General features: G+C 60.0%; 14 protein-coding genes and 1 pseudogene. 5 read left to right on the top strand and 10 right to left on the bottom strand.

What is annotated here, in order from left to right; genetic code table 11:
- Positions 1-164 precede the first annotated feature (164 nt).
- A pseudogene (locus L5014_RS32635) lies at positions 165-439 on the top strand (DUF4148 domain-containing protein); the annotation flags it as partial.
- 282 nt (positions 440-721) lie between these two features.
- On the opposite strand, the gene L5014_RS32630 reads toward L5014_RS32635, so the two are convergent.
- From L5014_RS32630 to L5014_RS32600, 7 genes are read right to left on the bottom strand one after another with little or no spacing between them, the layout of a single operon-like run.
- Complete coding sequence (locus tag L5014_RS32630) at positions 722-1,423, bottom strand: IS6 family transposase (RefSeq protein ID WP_238467919.1); 702 nt, start codon at positions 1,421-1,423, stop codon at positions 722-724.
- Positions 1,424-1,466: 43 nt separating this feature from the next.
- Complete coding sequence (locus tag L5014_RS32625; protein ID WP_238467918.1) at positions 1,467-1,973, bottom strand: enoyl-CoA hydratase-related protein; 507 nt, start codon at positions 1,971-1,973, stop codon at positions 1,467-1,469.
- Positions 1,974-2,002: 29 nt separating this feature from the next.
- Positions 2,003-2,836, bottom strand: a complete 834-nt coding sequence (aroE, locus tag L5014_RS32620; protein WP_238467917.1) for a shikimate dehydrogenase — start codon at positions 2,834-2,836, stop codon at positions 2,003-2,005.
- Positions 2,833-4,056, bottom strand: coding sequence for a CaiB/BaiF CoA transferase family protein (locus L5014_RS32615; protein ID WP_238467916.1), 1,224 nt, complete (start codon positions 4,054-4,056; stop codon positions 2,833-2,835). The genes aroE and L5014_RS32615 overlap by 4 nt, the downstream gene beginning before the upstream one ends.
- On the bottom strand, positions 4,056-4,514 hold the full coding sequence (locus tag L5014_RS32610; protein WP_238467915.1) for a MaoC family dehydratase: 459 nt from the start codon (positions 4,512-4,514) through the stop codon (positions 4,056-4,058). The genes L5014_RS32615 and L5014_RS32610 overlap by 1 nt, the downstream gene beginning before the upstream one ends.
- A gap of 2 nt (positions 4,515-4,516) precedes the next feature.
- Positions 4,517-4,909 (bottom strand): VOC family protein, encoded by a 393-nt coding sequence (locus tag L5014_RS32605; RefSeq protein ID WP_238467914.1) that lies wholly within the window; start codon positions 4,907-4,909, stop codon positions 4,517-4,519.
- Positions 4,906-5,856 carry a ketopantoate reductase family protein gene (locus tag L5014_RS32600; protein WP_238467913.1) on the bottom strand — a complete coding sequence of 317 codons (951 nt, stop codon included), beginning with the start codon at positions 5,854-5,856 and terminating at the stop codon, positions 4,906-4,908. The genes L5014_RS32605 and L5014_RS32600 overlap by 4 nt, the downstream gene beginning before the upstream one ends.
- Before the next feature lie 96 nt (positions 5,857-5,952).
- On the opposite strand from L5014_RS32600, the gene L5014_RS32595 reads away from it, so the two are divergent.
- From L5014_RS32595 to L5014_RS32580, 4 genes are all read left to right on the top strand, one after another.
- The gene (locus L5014_RS32595) at positions 5,953-6,858 is read left to right on the top strand and encodes a LysR family transcriptional regulator (protein WP_238467912.1); all 906 of its coding nucleotides are present in this window, start codon (positions 5,953-5,955) and stop codon (positions 6,856-6,858) included.
- A gap of 484 nt (positions 6,859-7,342) precedes the next feature.
- Entirely contained in the window at positions 7,343-8,362 is a 1,020-nt protein-coding gene (locus tag L5014_RS32590; RefSeq protein ID WP_238467911.1) for an IS110 family RNA-guided transposase, read from the top strand.
- 458 nt (positions 8,363-8,820) lie between these two features.
- Positions 8,821-9,951 carry an IS110 family RNA-guided transposase gene (locus L5014_RS32585; protein WP_238467910.1) on the top strand — a complete coding sequence of 377 codons (1,131 nt, stop codon included), beginning with the start codon at positions 8,821-8,823 and terminating at the stop codon, positions 9,949-9,951.
- A 283-nt stretch (positions 9,952-10,234) separates the two neighbouring features.
- Positions 10,235-11,251, top strand: coding sequence for an IS110 family RNA-guided transposase (locus L5014_RS32580; RefSeq protein ID WP_238467922.1), 1,017 nt, complete (start codon positions 10,235-10,237; stop codon positions 11,249-11,251).
- Positions 11,252-11,883: 632 nt separating this feature from the next.
- Here the strand turns inward: L5014_RS32580 and L5014_RS32575 are convergent.
- The 3 genes from L5014_RS32575 to L5014_RS32565 all read right to left on the bottom strand — a co-directional run bounded on the left by L5014_RS32575 (position 11,884) and on the right by L5014_RS32565 (position 15,594).
- A complete protein-coding gene (locus L5014_RS32575) occupies positions 11,884-12,603 on the bottom strand; it encodes an IS6 family transposase (RefSeq protein ID WP_238467909.1) in 720 nt (239 codons plus the stop codon).
- Between the two features lie 753 nt (positions 12,604-13,356).
- Entirely contained in the window at positions 13,357-14,379 is a 1,023-nt protein-coding gene (gene iolG, locus L5014_RS32570; RefSeq protein WP_238467908.1) for an inositol 2-dehydrogenase, read from the bottom strand.
- Between the two features lie 96 nt (positions 14,380-14,475).
- Positions 14,476-15,594 (bottom strand): porin, encoded by a 1,119-nt coding sequence (locus L5014_RS32565; protein WP_238467907.1) that lies wholly within the window; start codon positions 15,592-15,594, stop codon positions 14,476-14,478.
- Positions 15,595-15,625 lie beyond the last annotated feature (31 nt).

Genomic DNA, 15,625 nt, shown 5'->3' with positions numbered 1-15,625 from the left:
GCTTCTGAAGGGCGTCCCCTTCAAAGACGGAACCCCGGTGATCGACAGCACACCGGCTCCTCAAGCGCTGGCCGCCTGATCATGCCGCCCCGCCCGCGTACACCAGTATTGACGATTGCTCCCCCAACTCCCGGGGAAACAGGCTCATCAGGGAGGCACTTCTCATGAACACCCTGATCAGGGCGCTCAGCCTTTTATTTGCCGCATTGCATTTGCCCAGCCGTCCGGAGGACCAGTAACACGCGCAGAAGTACGGGGAGAGCTTGTTCAACTCGAACATGCTGGTTACATGCCGAGCACGACATACTATCCTGCGGATATCCAGGCTGCCGAGGCTCGAGTTGCTGCGTGTAGTGATGCAGCAGGAAGCGTAAATACGGGCTACGGCGGCACCGCAGCTGGAATGTCACAGTCCGTTCCTGCGAAGCCGCCTGGAACGCGATATATGGTCATCCCTGAAGGGCAAGCAGAAATGGATCATTGCCTGCCTTCAATTCTGGTAGACGACGGTGCGCAGACTGACAATGGGCCGCCGCAGGGTTGCGGCGAGGCCCGATGCGCGTATCTCCAATGAAGTCGCGCCGGCTTGATAACAGGCTATCGAACTTTGGGGGGAACAATCTCAATTGCGAGGAGCATCATTCACCTGCCAGTGCAAAAATTCTGATTTTGTCGCGATAAGGAAGGCGAGTCAAGCAACTTTAGGTATGGTGAGGACTGCTCATGCGACCAACGAGTAGAACTGCTGGGCGGGAGATTGCGCGATGCCACCGTCTTTCATCTGGCCTTTGACGATCATGTGCATGAATTCGATGCCGCCACGAATGATGCGCGCACAACTAAAGCTCTTGAAGCCCAACATCGGTCGGGTGCGACGCTTGATGGCACGGTGGTCCTGCTCGACGACATTGTTCAGGTACTTCTTCTTGCGGATCCTGATCGGCGCCTCACGTTCAGAGTCGAGCGCCTGTAGCGCCGCCAGATTTGATCCGCTTTTATCGATCGTCACGGTCTCCGGTTCGCCATTCTGGGCGATTGCCTTTTCGAAGTAGCGCCGGGCCGCAACCTTGTCACGATGGGCTCGCAGCAGGAAATCGATCGTGTTGCCAGCCTTGTCCACGGCGCGATACAGATATTTCCATTCGCCCCTGACCCGAATGTAAGTTTCGTCCATACGCCAGCTCCTGCCGACCGCCCGCTTGCTGCGCCGGAACGCTTTCTCCAGCACCGGCAACAGTTTGCGCGCCCAGCGATGCACGGTCGAATGGTCAACCGAAATTCCTCGCTCGGCCATCATCTGCTCGAGGTGGCGCAGACTCAGCGGATACGCAACGTACCAGCGCACGCAGAGAAGGATTACATCGAGCGGATAGTGCAAACGCTTGAGCACCTTCGCGACAGCTGGATTCAGGTTCTGCTTCATTGATCAGATCGTGCGTTTCCATGACTTCAGCATAGCAGGTCCCTTATTGCGACAAAGCCAGCACAAGTGCCATCGCATCCTTCATGCCGATCTGCCGTGGCAGACGCTGAAGCAGGCCACCTCCTAGCGCGGCGAGCCCGACGCGGGGCTCGGGCAGGCCAAACTCGGCGTGCGCGGCGGCAACCCCAAGGTCACATGCAGCGAGAATTTCCATGCCACCACCGAGGCACAGCCCATTGACCGCCGCTATTAGCGGCTTCCACAGTTCGAAGCGGTGGGTGATCCCCGCGAAGCCAGTTCGCGGCTTCGTGTGGTCACCCGTGGTACTGAGCGCCTTCAGATCTGTTCCAGCACAGAACGCCTTCTCCCCCGCACCAGTGACGATGGCAACACGTAGCCCGGGGTCCACTGCGTAGCGGTCGAATGCATCGCTGAATTCCCGATGGGCATCGGGGTGAAACGCGTTCAGTACCTCTGGGCGGTCGATTGTCAGCGTTAGCAGCGGACCTTCAACCTCATAACGGCAGTAGCGATAATGCGGATCGTTCATGCGCGTGCTCGGGTGACGGGTTCACTTGCTCAGGCGAGCGGGACGCTGAGGCGGTCAATTACCGCACTGGTCGACGGGCGCACGCCCCGCCACCACAGGAATGCTTCTGCAGCCTGCTCGACCAGCATGCCCACGCCGTCCGCAACGCCGTGTACACCCGCATTCCGCGCTAGCCGAAGAAAAGGTGTCAGTCCTTTGCCGTAGGCGAGTTCATAGGCCGTGCCTTGTGGGCTGAAGACGCCCGGGGGAACGGGCGGCAGATCGTCGGTGAGACTCGCCGATGTCGCGTTGACAACGAGATCGAATCGACCCATCTGCTCGAGATCGGGGTAGCCACAGGCGACCAACGGGCCCCGCCCCGAAACCTGGGTTGCCAGTGCATGACCTTTGGCAATGTTCCTGTTTGCAATGACCATTTCTGCCGGTCTTGCTGCAAGAAACGGCAGCAGCGCGCCACGCACCGCACCACCCGCGCCAAGCATCAATACGCGCTTGCCCTCCATCGGCAGATGCAGATTCACTTCGATGTCACGTACGAGGCCAATTCCATCAAAGTTGTCGGCAACGATGCGCCCGTTCTCAAACTTGAGCGCATTGGCCGCGCCCGCCAGTTCGGCCCGCTCACTGCACTCATCCGACATGGCGAACGCCTTGAGCTTGAACGGCGCAGTGATATTAATGCCCTTGCCCCCCTTTGCGGCAAAGGCTCGAACGACGCTGACGAAGGCATCTGCCGGTTCGATGGGCCCTTCGATCGCCGTGTAGCTCATGTCCTGCCGGCTTTCGTTGGCGAAAATGCCGTGAATCAGCGGCGATTTTGTGTGTCCGATCGGATTGCCAATTACGGCATACTGGTCAGTCATGATTGACTCACTTTCGAAAAGAGCACGCCATCTGTCTCCATCGCGTCGATTTCCGCCGGCCCGAAACCCAGCGAGCGCGCGATCTCGGCGTTGTGTTGCCCAAGATCAGGCGCCACTTCGCGTATCGTCGTGTCGCAATCAGAAAAGCGGAACGGCAGATTAGGCAGACGCAACTTCCCGTAGCGCGGATGCTCCTGCTCAACGACCATGCCCCGGGCCTGAATCTGGGGATCGGCCAGCACCTCGTCGATACGTTGCACTTTCGCGCACGGAACATCGATGCCGTCCAGCAGTTCGAGAACCGATGCCACGGGGCGGGCGGCCACCCACGGTTCAACCACCGACAGGATTTCGGCACGCCGTGCGTTGCGTCCCACGCTATCGTGGAATCGAACGTCGGCGCCGAACCCCGCCGGGCCGCCGTTCGTTTCAATTAGCGAAGCAAAGCGCTTCCAGGCGTCGTCAACCTGGGCTGCGATCACGAGGTCGCCGTCTGCTGCGCGAAACACGCCATACAATGTCGACGTGGGCATGTCGTGCCCCGTCTGCTCGGGGAGCACACCCTGCAGCGTGTAACACTGAACCGCGTACTCGTGCATGGAGACAAGCGTGTCGTATAACGCCATATCAATGTGCTGCCCGCGGCCGCTCTTCACACGTCCGAGCAGCGCCGCATTGATGGCAGCCACAGCATGGATACCGGTGTACATGTCACCGAGTGAGATGCGCAGCAGCGGCGGCCGCTCGCCCGGTGTCCCGACCATCTGCATGATTCCGCTCTTCGCTTCGGCGATCAGACCGAAGCCCGCCCGATGTGCGTCGGGTCCCGTATGGCCATACGCGGAGATCGAGCAGTAGACAAGGCGCGGATTGCGGGCCGACAACTCGGCATACCCGAGTCCGAGCCTGTCGAGCGCACCCGGTCGATAGTTCTCGATGAACACATCCGCGGAATCACACAGCCGTTGCATGAAAACCTTGCCACGTGCGTCCCTCATATTGACGCTCACACCGCGCTTGCCCATGTTGAGCTGAAGGAAGTAGCCGCTTTGCTGGTCGTCCAGTACGGTCGCGTGCTGGCGCCCGGCGTCGCCCGTACCGGGGCGCTCCACCTTGATAACCTCGGCACCGAGCGCCGCGAGGCAGCGCCCGACATAGGGGCCGGCGAGGAAGTGACTGTAGTCGACGACGCGAATGCCTTCGAGAGGACGTGCCTGCATCAGAATGCTCCCGGGCGGCGCGGGATCATCAGGCGATGCTCTCCGCGTTGAACAACCTCGCCATCCTGATTGATCAGTTCAGACGGCAATACGACAATGCCCCAGCCCGGGCGGCTCTTGCTCGCCCTCATCGAAGCCACGCGAAACTTCACGTGCAGCACGTCGTGGACCTTGATAGGCAGGAGAAAGTCCCAGGTCCAACCGAGCGACATGCCAGGGAGGAAGCGATAGTCGCTTTGCGTCTTCAGACCGTCCGCGATAGACAGTCCGAACAGGCCGTGCGCGACGATGCAGCCGAAGTGGCTCGCGTTTGCATACGCTTCGTCGACGTGCACAGCCGTGTGGTCGCCGGTGAGATCCGCATAGGCGAGGATGCGCTCCTTTGTCACCGTGTAATTGGGACTGACACACTCGTCGCCTTCCCGCGCGTCGTCCCAGTATTTTTCGACGATAGTCATGTTCATGCCTCCGAGCGGGGATTGATCGCCAGCGCCCGCGCGACACACGATGCGGGCTTTGCCTGTATCAGTTCGACCGCGAGACCATCCGGCAAGCGCAGCCAGTTACGGCCTTGCGTCATTTCGGCCACCCCGAATTGCTGAGCGGCAGCGAGTGCCGCTTCCAGGTCTTCGCATATCACGCCCAGGTGGGCAAGTCGACCTTCCGGTCCGTCGAATTCAGGCGCGTGGATGAACTGCATGCCGCCGAGCGTCCAGTACTGCCGGGGCACGTCTGGCGTTCCGTCGACCTCGCGCATTTGCATGCCTAGAACGTCCTCGAAGAAGCGAATGTGCCAATGGATGTCCTTCACCCAGACGGCAACGTGCTCCAGATAGGCTCGGGTTGCACTCATGCCGCGACTCCCTCGAGTTGGTGGTCTGCCATGGCGCGCTCGATGCCCTTGATACAGGCGACGAGCGTCGCATTCACGGGAGTTGGCACGCCATGTTTTTGTCCCCAGCGCACCACAGAGCCGTTAATGAAGTCAATTTCGGTTACCGAACCCTTCTCCAGGCTCTGCAGCATGGAAGTCTTGAAGGCCGCAGGGAGACCCTCTGCGGCGAGAATCCAGGCCTGCTCGGGATCCGTCATCGACAGCTTGACGCCAGCCGCTTGAGCAGCGGCAATCGCCTCGGCTACGGCCGCAAGGGAAGTGGCCTTGAGCAGGGGCTCGTCGTAGAGCTGTCCGTAGGTCAGGCCAGTCAGGCCAGTCAGTGCGCCCGTGGCAACGTTGACGAGCAGCTTGTCCCACATCGTGCCGACGATGTTGTCGCTGACCATTGTCGCCAGCCCGGCTGCGCTGAATGCGTTCGCGAGAGTCTGTACACGGGGCGTGATTCGGCCATCGAGCTCGCCGATATACGTATACTTGCTGACCACACCGGACTCGATGTGACCAGCGCCACGCAGGACGCCGCCCACATAGGTTTTGCCAGCGAGCACGCGTTCGCGACCAACGGCGTCTGCAAGGATGTCTTCGTGCCCGAGACCGTTCTGCAGCGACAGCACGACCGTCTCCGACCCGACAAGATCTAACGCCCCGCGAATGGCCGAATCCGTGTGGAATGATTTAACCAGAACAATCACCACATCCGCTGCGCCGGCCTCGCTTGCCTGCGTTGTCGCACGAACGCGGACCTGCCGGGAACCGCTCGCGTCATCCACCCGAAGTCCATCTTGGCGCATGGTGTCGACGTGTGCCGCCGAGCGGTCGATCAGCCAGGTCTCATGGCCGCCTTCAGTGAGGGTGGCACCAATGGCGCAGCCCAGTGCGCCGGCGCCCAGAATCGCAATCTTCAATGACGTCTCCTTGAATCGTAGCAATACGATAGAAGTCGCCATTCATTCTGGCAATATAATGACTACAATGACATCATTGAAAAACACAATACTGCAATGTTTCCCGACGAACTCCCCGACCTGAAGCTGCTTCAGCTGTTTGACCTCCTCTATGACACCCGCAGCGTCACGCGAGTCGCCGAACAGCTTGGCCAGAGCCAGCCGACAATCAGCATCTGGCTCGGGCGTTTGCGGGAATATCTTCACGATCCGCTGTTCATCCGGACACCTGGCGGTATGGCGCCGACACCGCAGGCCGACGCGCTGATCGGGCCGTGCCGGGAGATACTCGAGTCGCTGCGCCGCTTCGCGGCTTGGGAAATTGCGTTCGACCCTGCCACCGCCCAGAGGCGATTCCGGATCTGCATGACTGACGCGAGCCACATCACGCTGCTGCCGCGGATGCTTGCCCATGTTCGTGCGCAGGCGCCCGGCGTCCGCCTGGAAGCCGCGCGTATCGATGGCAACACTGAACGCGCCCTCGAATCCGGTGAAGCGGACCTCGCTGTTGGTTACGTTCCGTGGCTCGGCGGTGGCATCTATCAGCAGAAGCTGTACGATCAGGACTGGGTGTGCCTGGCAAACCGTCATCATGCAAGGATTCGATCCCGACTTGGAATCAAACAGTTTTGCGCGGAAGGCCACGTTGCGATAACGGCCGGGACCGGTGCCCAGCTGCTGGAGCAGGCGCTTATGCGGGCTCGTATAGAGCGGCAGGTCGTCCTGGAATTGCCGGGATTTCTGGGTCTCGGAGCAATCATCCAGAGCACCGACCTCATTACGACCCTGCCCCGCCATATCGGAGAAACGCTGGCGCAGGCAAATGACCTTGCCGTGCACGCGTGCCCAGTTGCCGTCGAAGGCTTTACAGTTCGGCAGCACTGGCACGCGCGATATCACCATGAAGCCGGGAATCGATGGCTACGCAGCCTCGTAATCCAGTTATTTGGCGATTCGCGTTGACGGCCGTAAAGGTGGACGGCGCCAAATGGAATGAACGCCCCCACCTACCCGGTGAGAGACGCTGACCGGCCGTGCTGCTTGACGCTGTCTAAAAGGCCTGAGTTCTGGATAGATCGCCTGAATTCTTCGCGAACGGCTGTTGTGCACCCAACGCGCAACCGTTTATAACTTCACAATGCCAATTAGGACCAAGTCACGGGCTCACGGGGCGTGGGCAACCGACGTTGGTCAGGTAAACAGCAACCGAATGATTTTTTGTTGAAAATATTGGGGAGGTGCAAGGCAATGCCCCGCCAGGCTTGGTGCCCCTAAGCGGGAACCCGCACGAAAATCAAAGGGACAATCGCGCTATTACGATAAGAATGAAATGAACGCGTCCCGCCCGTGAACGTGTGAGCGGAGAACGGTGGATCCTCACGGGCCAACGGCATCAATGTGCCCGGGTGGAAAATGCATGTATTTCCCGGCGCCCGGAGGATCCACGATGAATAGTATGGCCGTAGGTGTTGACATCGCCAAGCAGGTTTTCCAGGTGCACTACGTTGATCCGGAAAGCGGAGAGATCGTGAATAAACCAATCAAGCGAGCGATGTTTCTCGAACACTTTGCGAATCGTGCCCCGTGCCTCATCGGCATGGAAGCATGTGGTGGTGCGCATCACTGGGCACGGCAGCTCATCAAAATGGGGCACGAAGTCAAACTAATACCAGCGGAATTTGCCAAGGCTTTCAACATTCGCAACAAGAGCGATGCCGCGGACGCACGCGCTATCTGGCTCGCCGTTCAGCAACCAGTCAAGCCGGTCGCGGTAAAGACCGAGGCGCAGCAGGCGATGTTGGCGCTGCACCGGATGCGCCAGCAACTTATCAAGTTTCGCACGATGCAGGTCAACAACCTGCGGGGACTGCTAACGGAGTATGGCGAGGTAATGGGCAAGAGTCGTGCTGCACTTGATAAGGCTATTCCCAGCGTACTCGAACGTGTTGCCGAGCGACTGCCTGCGGTTGTTATCGACTCGCTTCGCGAGCAATGGAATGGGTTGACGAAGCTCGATGAGCAGGTTGCGCAGATCGAACGCCGGATGCGGGAGTGGAAGAAAGAGGATAAGGCGGTCAAGGCCATCAGCGAGATCCCGGGCGTGGGGTTGCTGACCGCGACAGCGGCCGTCGCGACAATGGGCGATCCGAAGGCATTCAGCTCGGGCCGTGAGTTCGCCGCCTGGGCCGGTCTTGTCCCCCGGCAGACGGGCTCCGGCGGCAAGGTGATCTTGCACGGCATCTCGAAGCGCGGCGACACCTACCTGCGCACGCTGCTGATTCACGGTGCGCGATCGGTGTTAGAGCACGCGAAAGAGCCTGGTCCGTGGGTCGAGCAGATGATCAAGCGCAGACCCAAAAATGTCGTGATCGTCGCGCTCGCAAACAAGATGGCTCGCACAATCTGGGCGGTGCTTGCTCACGACAGGCCATACCGCAGGGACTACGTAAGTGTGAAGCCCGCCTGAATGGTGTTTGATGTAGAAGATTAACGTTTGAACACGGAGTAAACGTCGAAAGGTTGCGCAGCAATCGAGTGTGATGACCAGTCAGGTAGGACCTGGGACCCGCTAAACCTGCATACTGTCTCGAGCTTCGAGCTCGTTGTAAGAATGAGGAGCGAGTCAGCGGATTTCATAGGGGCCCGCAGCGGCTTTATGGCTGCACGAAGGCCGGATAGAGAGCTGCAGCCCATCCTGTCAGTCTGAACAAACGAAAACTGTTGCAAAACGGGACGCGTTCATAGAGGCAGTATGACTTTCCGCGAAACGAGGGCCGGCCGCGCGTGGGTCATCTACGCGGGTCAATATGACTCCGCGTGACAGGGGCTGGCCCCTTGTGAGGAATCAAACGCGGGTTAGCATGACGCCAGAGCCGCACGGTGTGGACAGGGCCACACCCGGCGATATCCATCACGGAGGCCAGCGTGGAACACGATAGCACATTGTATGTAGGGCTCGACGTTCACAAGGATTCGATCACCGTTGCCTACGCGATCGGTGCAGGCGGGGTCGAACTGCTCGGCAAGATCGGGACAACGAAGGCCGATATCGATCGCCTGTGCAAGCGCCTGCAGTCGAAAGCATCACACGTGCGTGTCGTTTATGAGGCTGGTCCGTGCGGCTACGGGTTGTACCGGCAACTGACCGAGCGCGGCTTCGAGAGTATGGTCTGTGCGCCGTCGCTGATCCCGAAGAAGCCGGGTGAGCGCGTGAAGACGGACCGGCGAGACGCGATCAAGCTCGTACGTTCGCTGCGCGCCGGGGATCTGTCGGCCGTGCACGTACCCGGTGTGGAAGACGAAGCATTCCGTGATCTGGCCCGCGCGTGGGCAGCGGTTAGAGAGGACTTGAGACAGGCCAGGCAGCGCCTGAAGTCGTTCCTGCTCGCGCACGGCGTACGCTATACGGGTCGCGCCGACTGGAGTGAAGCACATCGGCGCTGGTTGAGCAGCTATTCGTTTGCCAACACATGGCAGCAACTGGCGTTTGAAGAATATCGACGCACGATTGAGGATCGCCTTGCGCAGTGCGAGCGGCTCGAGGCGGCGTTACGCGAAGCCGTAGTCAACTGGCAGTTTTATCCTGTGGTGCTGGCTCTACAGGCGATGCGCGGCGTGCAATTCGTCACGGCCATCGGCATGGTGTCCGAACTGGGTGACCTGTCGCGCTTCACGCACCCGCGTCAGCTTATGGCGTGGCTCGGCGTGACACCTTCCGAACATTCGTCGGGTAACAAGCGACATCAGGGCAGCATCACCAAAACCGGCAACAGCTATGCCCGCAAGCTGCTTGTGGAGGCAGCATGGAGTTACAGGCATGCAGCGCGCGTCGCACGGCAAATCCAGCAGCGACACGAAGGGCTCCCCAAAGCGATCATCGATCGAGCCTGGGATGCGCAGGTGCGGCTGTGCCAGCGATATCGCAAGCTTGTGGCACGCGGCAAGGACGCCAACATCGCAGTCGTGGCCGTTGCGCGCGAGCTGGCCGGCTTCATCTGGGACATTGCGCGGCTCGCCATGGCGCTCGCGCTGCCGCGCAGCACGCAGCCCGCATGAGCTCGGCGGCAGTCGATATGGGCGAACGATGAACTGATCATAGTTTGAGTTTCCTGAAGGCGGCGTAGCCCGGTACTCGAGCAACCCGCGTGAAAACTTCGCAACGGGCAGAACCCGACCTGCGTCCTAAGATAGCGGCAGGCTCACGAGACGGAATGGAATGAACGCCCCCACTGCGGCTGGTGAGGAAATGCAGGAAGCTGGATCCTCGCGGGCCGACGGCATCAGAGTGCCCAAGGTGGGAGATCATGACGATTTCCCACGGCAAACCGGAGGATCCACGATGAACTATACGACAGTTGGGGCCGATATCGCCAAGAACGTCATGCAGTTGCACTGGGTGGATCCGGATACCGGCGAAATCGTCAACAAGGCAATCAAGCGAGCCGCATTTCTTGAGCACTTCGCGAATCGTGCTCCCTGCCTGGTAGGCATGGAAGCATGCGGCGGCGCCCAGCATTGGGCCAGACGGCTGCTGGAAATGGGGCATCAAGTGAAGCTGATACCGGCGAAGTTCGCCAAAGCGTTCAATATTCGTAACAAGAACGACGCTGCAGACGCTCGTGCCATCTGGATGGCCACGCAGATGCCCGGCAACTCTGTGGCAGTCAAGACGGAGGCTCAGCAAGCCATACTTGCCCTGCACCGGATACGCCAACAGAAGATCAAGTTCCGCACCATGCAGATGAACTGCCTGCGTGACCTGCTGACCGAATATGGCGAAGTGATGGGCAAGAGCCGCGCTTCCCTGGACAAGGCAATTCCTGGAGTGCTTGAGCGGCTCACGGACCGTCTACCTGCCATGCTCATCGAATCACTGCGCGAACAGTGGAATGACCTTCAGAATCTCGACCGGCAGATCGCTGAAATTGAGCGGCGACTGCGGGCATGGTTGAAGGACGACGAGGCATGCAGGAAGATTGCGGCGATTCCGGGCGTCGGGCTCCTGACTTCCACCGCCGCCGTTGCAACAATGGGTGACCCGAAAGCGTTCAGTAGCGGCCGCGAATTCGCGGCGTGGCTCGGCCTCGTACCAAAGCAGGTGGGCACCGGAGGCAAGACCGTACTGCTGGGCATAAGTAAACGCGGTGATACATATTTGCGGACCTTGCTCATTCACGGCGCACGCAGCGTGCTCTCGCACTCCCGGGAGCCAGGTGCATGGATCGATCAACTCACCAGACGGCGACATCGCAACGTGGTAATCGTCGCTATCGCGAACAAGATGGCCCGCACCATCTGGGCCATCCTTGCTCACGGGAAACCATACGAAAAGGGCCACGCCAGCACAGCGGCGTGATTGTGAGACGAACTAGAAATCAGTAAAACCCTTTACAGGACGGATTGCACGTCCAAAGGTTGCGGTGGCAATCGAGTGTGATGACATGACAGGTCGGACCGGAACTCGCACAGCCTGGATTACAGAGAGAGCCTTGAGCTCGTGGACGGAATGAGGCGCGAGTCAGCGGATTTCATCGGGGCCCGCAGCGAAGCAGGCTGCAAGAAGGCCGAATGTAGAGCTGCAACCTATCCTGTCACCGAACACACGCGAAAACCCTCGCAAACGGGGGCGTTCATGTAGAACTCTGTAATGCGGTACCCAATCCGCGCATGTCAGTGTGATCCACCGTCGGTTTTACTGCTACGTCGCCCTCAGGAAATTCGAATGCCTGATCGAGAAAATTTGAAAACCGATCGTGCTTGACAAGGAAAGTCATATCAGTTTTCTAAGTAGCCTTTGCGCTTGGGCGATCTGTTTGCAGATTCACGCGCCCTCTCAACATGGCAGACCGCCTCTCCGTGCTGGCACCAGACTTCGCGTGCGTCACCCACACCTCTCGTCACTCGGCGACCGAATCGGGACAACACGCCGATTGGGGTTGTGGTGCAAATTCGGTAGTCGGGCGAGAAATCGCCCAAATTTTTGTGACCTCAACGAGCTGAAAGAACCGCCATCCAGATCGAGGACGAAGTGGTATCTTTGAGGTGCACGCTGGTGAGATCGAATTGGCCTTTGCGAATGCAATGCATCAGTTCAATTCCGGGGAGAGTAACGGCGGCGTCCCGGAACCGCTTGAATCCGAGCATCACGTTCACCCGCGATTTGATGTGACGATGATCCTCCTCGATCAGGTTGTTCAGGTACTTCGAGGATCGCAATTTCGTCCGCGTGGGTAGTGACTCGTCGCCCTTCATCTCGCGGACCGCCCGATGAGATGCCGCGTAGCCGTCCAGCGTGATCGTTTCAGGAGCGCGCCCCTGAGTCCTGATCGCTTTCACGAAGAACGCCTTTGCTTCTGCCACATCGTGCCTGGCGCTGAGGCGAAAATCGATCGTCTTTCCCGCTCGGTCAACGGCGCGATATAGATAGGCCCATTTGCCGCGAATCTTCACGTAGGTCTCGTCGACTCGCCACGACGCGCCGGCTACCGTGGCCAACCGATTCCAGCGCTTTACGAACTCCAGCGTGTTGCGCTTCACCCAACGCAGGATCGTAGTGTGAGCGAGGGACAGGCCGCGCTCAGCCATCATCTCGACAAGATCGCGCAGACTGAGCTTGTAGTGCAGGTACCAACGCACGCAAAGCACGATGACTTCGCGGTCGAAATGACGCCCGTTGAACAACCATTCGAGATCTTTCAACTTGCTCATTGGCTCGCGGTCGTCAAAAAATTCAAGGGTAACAGGCCGACGCATCGGATTTGCACCACAACCCGGTCGCCTACGGTGCCCGTCTTGCCAGGATTGACACTACGGAGCACGCTCACCTCGTCGCGGTAAAACGCGTCCCCCAATTGTGATCGCGGTAGCTCGCGAACTGGCAGGTGTTGCATTGCTGCGCAAGTTCATCCAGCGTCGCCGGTGTTCGTCGGTACATTCGCCAACTTCACACGGTCTGTCTCTCCGCGGTAAGGCATCGCTGTTCGCCTTGACGCAACGCAATATCGCGAGCGCCGGCTTTCAGCGCGCTAGCGCCGGCATCCATGGGATGCACGATTAGGCCGTTAGTTGTGTTCATTGGACCGTGCCTCGCGGACTCGCATCCCGTCCAACAGGAAGATCGTCAATCGCAAGTTCTGGCAGAAGCTGCGCGAGATATCTGTTAATGATCCTCTGATCGACCGCCCAGATTGGTTATTGGGCAACGCCCAATCTTGCCCCTGCAGCAAGCGGCCGTCCTTCTGAATCGATGGTGTGTGGCGGCAGCTTCATCATCACGGGTCGATCGAGGAACCTGCGCTGCTCGCCGGGTATCAGGCCGAGACTTCGTGTGCCTCTTGCGGTGCCGACGCCTCTGAGCGTCGGATGCGATTGAGGGATGCATGCGATTCGTGCATGCATCGACCGTTCTTGATTACCAGGAAGACCTTACCCCGTGGTGCCCTCCCGAAGACCGCGCCGTAACTATACCGTCTCGGCAACGCCGAGGGGTTCGCTCGACGGCACCTGCGTCGCCGCCCCGCTACGCCATGACGACATTGCAAGCTCGGCCAATTCCAGCGCCTTCACACCGTCCTCGATTGTCGTGCGCACCGGCGTTCCCTTCGTGAGCGCCTCGACGAAATGAGCCATCTCCGCCGCATAAGCTTGGCGGTAGCGCTCGAGAAAGAACGGCTCCGGCACATCCGTCGAGATTCCTCCGCCGAGCCATGCGCTCACTTCCGTGGGCCGCACGTTGCCTGCCTGGAGCATGCCCTTGCTGCCCAGCACCTCGAAGCGCTGGTCGTAGCCATACGCCGCGCGCCGCGACGTGTTGATCTGGCAGAGCAACCCGCGCTTCGTGCGGATCGTCACAGCGGTTGAGTCGATGTCGCCAGCCGCCGCCACTACCGGATCGGTCAGGCAGCTGCCTGTGGCGTGCAGGCTCTGCGCCTCATCGCCCATGATCCAGCGGAACACGTCGAAGTCGTGGATCAGCATGTCCTTGAAGATCCCGCCCGAGCTCTTGATGTAGTCGACGGGCGGCGCGCCCGGGTCGCGGCTGGTGACAATCAGCATCTCAGGAACACCGATTTCGCCGGCCTCGATACGCGCCTTCAGTGCCGCGAAAGTGGGATCGAAGCGGCGCTGAAAGCCGATCATGCAAACCACGCCATTGCGGCGCACGGCCTCGGCGCTCTCGCGCGAGCGGGCGATGGTCAGATCGACTGGCTTTTCGCAGAACACCGCTTTGCCCGCGTTCGCGGCGGCAATGATCAGATTCGCGTGCGTGTCCGTGCTCGAGGCGATCACCACGGCGCCCACCGCGGGATCGGCCAATGCCTGCTCGACGCTAGCCACTTGCGCGCCATGCGTCTGCGCGAGCGCCTGTGCCGAAGGTGCGTGCATGTCGACCACGTATTTCAGGCGCGCGCCCGGTTGCCGCACCAGATTCGACGCGTGAATCTTGCCGATGCGCCCTGCTCCAAACAATGCAAATTCAATCATGCTCTTCTCCGGTTTCAATGCCTTCATCAAAATAGGGCTCATGCCTCGCGGCATGAGCGGTGAATCGCATAGGGGCGAACTCAACGCCCCGAACGCTCAAAAGGAATGATTCACGCCGAGATACGCGCCCGTTTGCGAGCGTCCCGGCAATGGGTTGTCGAGATTGTCGTTATTCGATCCCGGGTTGTTGTTCGCCACCGAGAAGTTCGATCCGCTCGCGTTGTACACATGCGCAACCGTCGCGTAAAGCAGCGTGCGCTTCGAGAGGTTGTAGGTCGTGCCCAGCGCGATCATCGTCGCGTGGCCCGAGGGATCGTGCGTCGCATCGCCCGCCCCTGAGCCCACGTGCACGTAATAGACCGCGCCATCGACGCTCAGCGCCGGCGTCACGCGATACTTCGCGCCCGCCCAGTAGTGGTCGGCGTTGCTCGCAAGCCCTGCCGGCGTGTCCGGTGCATTGAGGTGCGTGTACGCGGCCTGCAGTTCCAGCGAGCTCAAATAGAGATTCGCGCCCGCGAAGAATTCGCGCGAGCTCACGAAGACATTGCTCATCTTGCCGTTCGCGTCGCGAATCTCGTCGTACATGCCGCGCAGCATGAACAGCGAGTTCGCGTAGGTTACCTGAATGCCGTCGCTGCGGCCCACTTCGTTCGGCGCGCCCAGATTGAACCCGCCCGCCTGGTTGCCAAGCGTGTATTGCGCGTGAACGCTGAATCCCGCCCAAGAGGGCGACTGATATTCGATGTTGTTGCTGGTAATCGGCACGTTGCGGCTGCGCACCAGCGCCGTCGACGAATAGGCCTGTTGCAGCATCGGGTCGAAATCCCACTGGTCATTGGCGATGAACAGGTTGCGGCCCATCGTGAACTTGCCGAACTGGTCGTTCTGCACGCCAACCAGCGCCTTGCGGCTGAACAGCCGGCCATTGCCATCGCCGGCCGTTCCGGACATCAGATTCGTCCCCGATTCGAGATTGAAGATGATGCCGTAGCCGCCGCCGATATCCTCGCGGCCCAGCAGCCCGAAGCGGCTCGCGCCCCAGTCGCTGCTCTCCGCACGAAAGCGCGACGCCGTGGTGCCGGTGCCCGTCTGCACCTGGCTCAGGTAGTCAAAGCCCGCATCCGCCACGCCATAAAGCGTGACCGAGCTCTGTGCGTGGGCTTGCAGGGCCGCGAGGCTCATCGCGGCCACTCCGATCTGTACTGCCTTTTTCATCGCGTCTCCAAACGTGTTTTCGTTCTTGCAT

Origin of the sequence: Paraburkholderia tagetis, assembly GCF_022213065.1 — a bacterium.
GTDB lineage: Bacteria > Pseudomonadota > Gammaproteobacteria > Burkholderiales > Burkholderiaceae > Paraburkholderia > Paraburkholderia tagetis.
The sequence above is the reverse complement of the archived record's forward strand: the minus strand, read 5'-3'. Positions and strand labels throughout refer to the sequence as shown.

Excerpts from the sequence above, each read along its gene's own strand:
- L5014_RS32630 (WP_238467919.1), bottom strand. The coding sequence starts at position 1,423 with ATGAAGCAGAACCTGAATCCAGCTGTCGCGAAGGTGCTCAAGCGTTTG.
- L5014_RS32625 (WP_238467918.1), bottom strand. The coding sequence starts at position 1,973 with ATGAACGATCCGCATTATCGCTACTGCCGTTATGAGGTTGAAGGTCCG.
- aroE (WP_238467917.1), bottom strand. The coding sequence starts at position 2,836 with ATGACTGACCAGTATGCCGTAATTGGCAATCCGATCGGACACACAAAA.
- L5014_RS32615 (WP_238467916.1), bottom strand. The coding sequence starts at position 4,056 with ATGCAGGCACGTCCTCTCGAAGGCATTCGCGTCGTCGACTACAGTCAC.
- L5014_RS32610 (WP_238467915.1), bottom strand. The coding sequence starts at position 4,514 with ATGACTATCGTCGAAAAATACTGGGACGACGCGCGGGAAGGCGACGAG.
- L5014_RS32605 (WP_238467914.1), bottom strand. The coding sequence starts at position 4,909 with ATGAGTGCAACCCGAGCCTATCTGGAGCACGTTGCCGTCTGGGTGAAG.
- L5014_RS32595 (WP_238467912.1), top strand. The coding sequence starts at position 5,953 with ATGTTTCCCGACGAACTCCCCGACCTGAAGCTGCTTCAGCTGTTTGAC.
- L5014_RS32590 (WP_238467911.1), top strand. The coding sequence starts at position 7,343 with ATGAATAGTATGGCCGTAGGTGTTGACATCGCCAAGCAGGTTTTCCAG.
- L5014_RS32580 (WP_238467922.1), top strand. The coding sequence starts at position 10,235 with ATGAACTATACGACAGTTGGGGCCGATATCGCCAAGAACGTCATGCAG.
- L5014_RS32575 (WP_238467909.1), bottom strand. The coding sequence starts at position 12,603 with ATGAGCAAGTTGAAAGATCTCGAATGGTTGTTCAACGGGCGTCATTTC.
- iolG (WP_238467908.1), bottom strand. The coding sequence starts at position 14,379 with ATGATTGAATTTGCATTGTTTGGAGCAGGGCGCATCGGCAAGATTCAC.
- L5014_RS32565 (WP_238467907.1), bottom strand. The coding sequence starts at position 15,594 with ATGAAAAAGGCAGTACAGATCGGAGTGGCCGCGATGAGCCTCGCGGCC.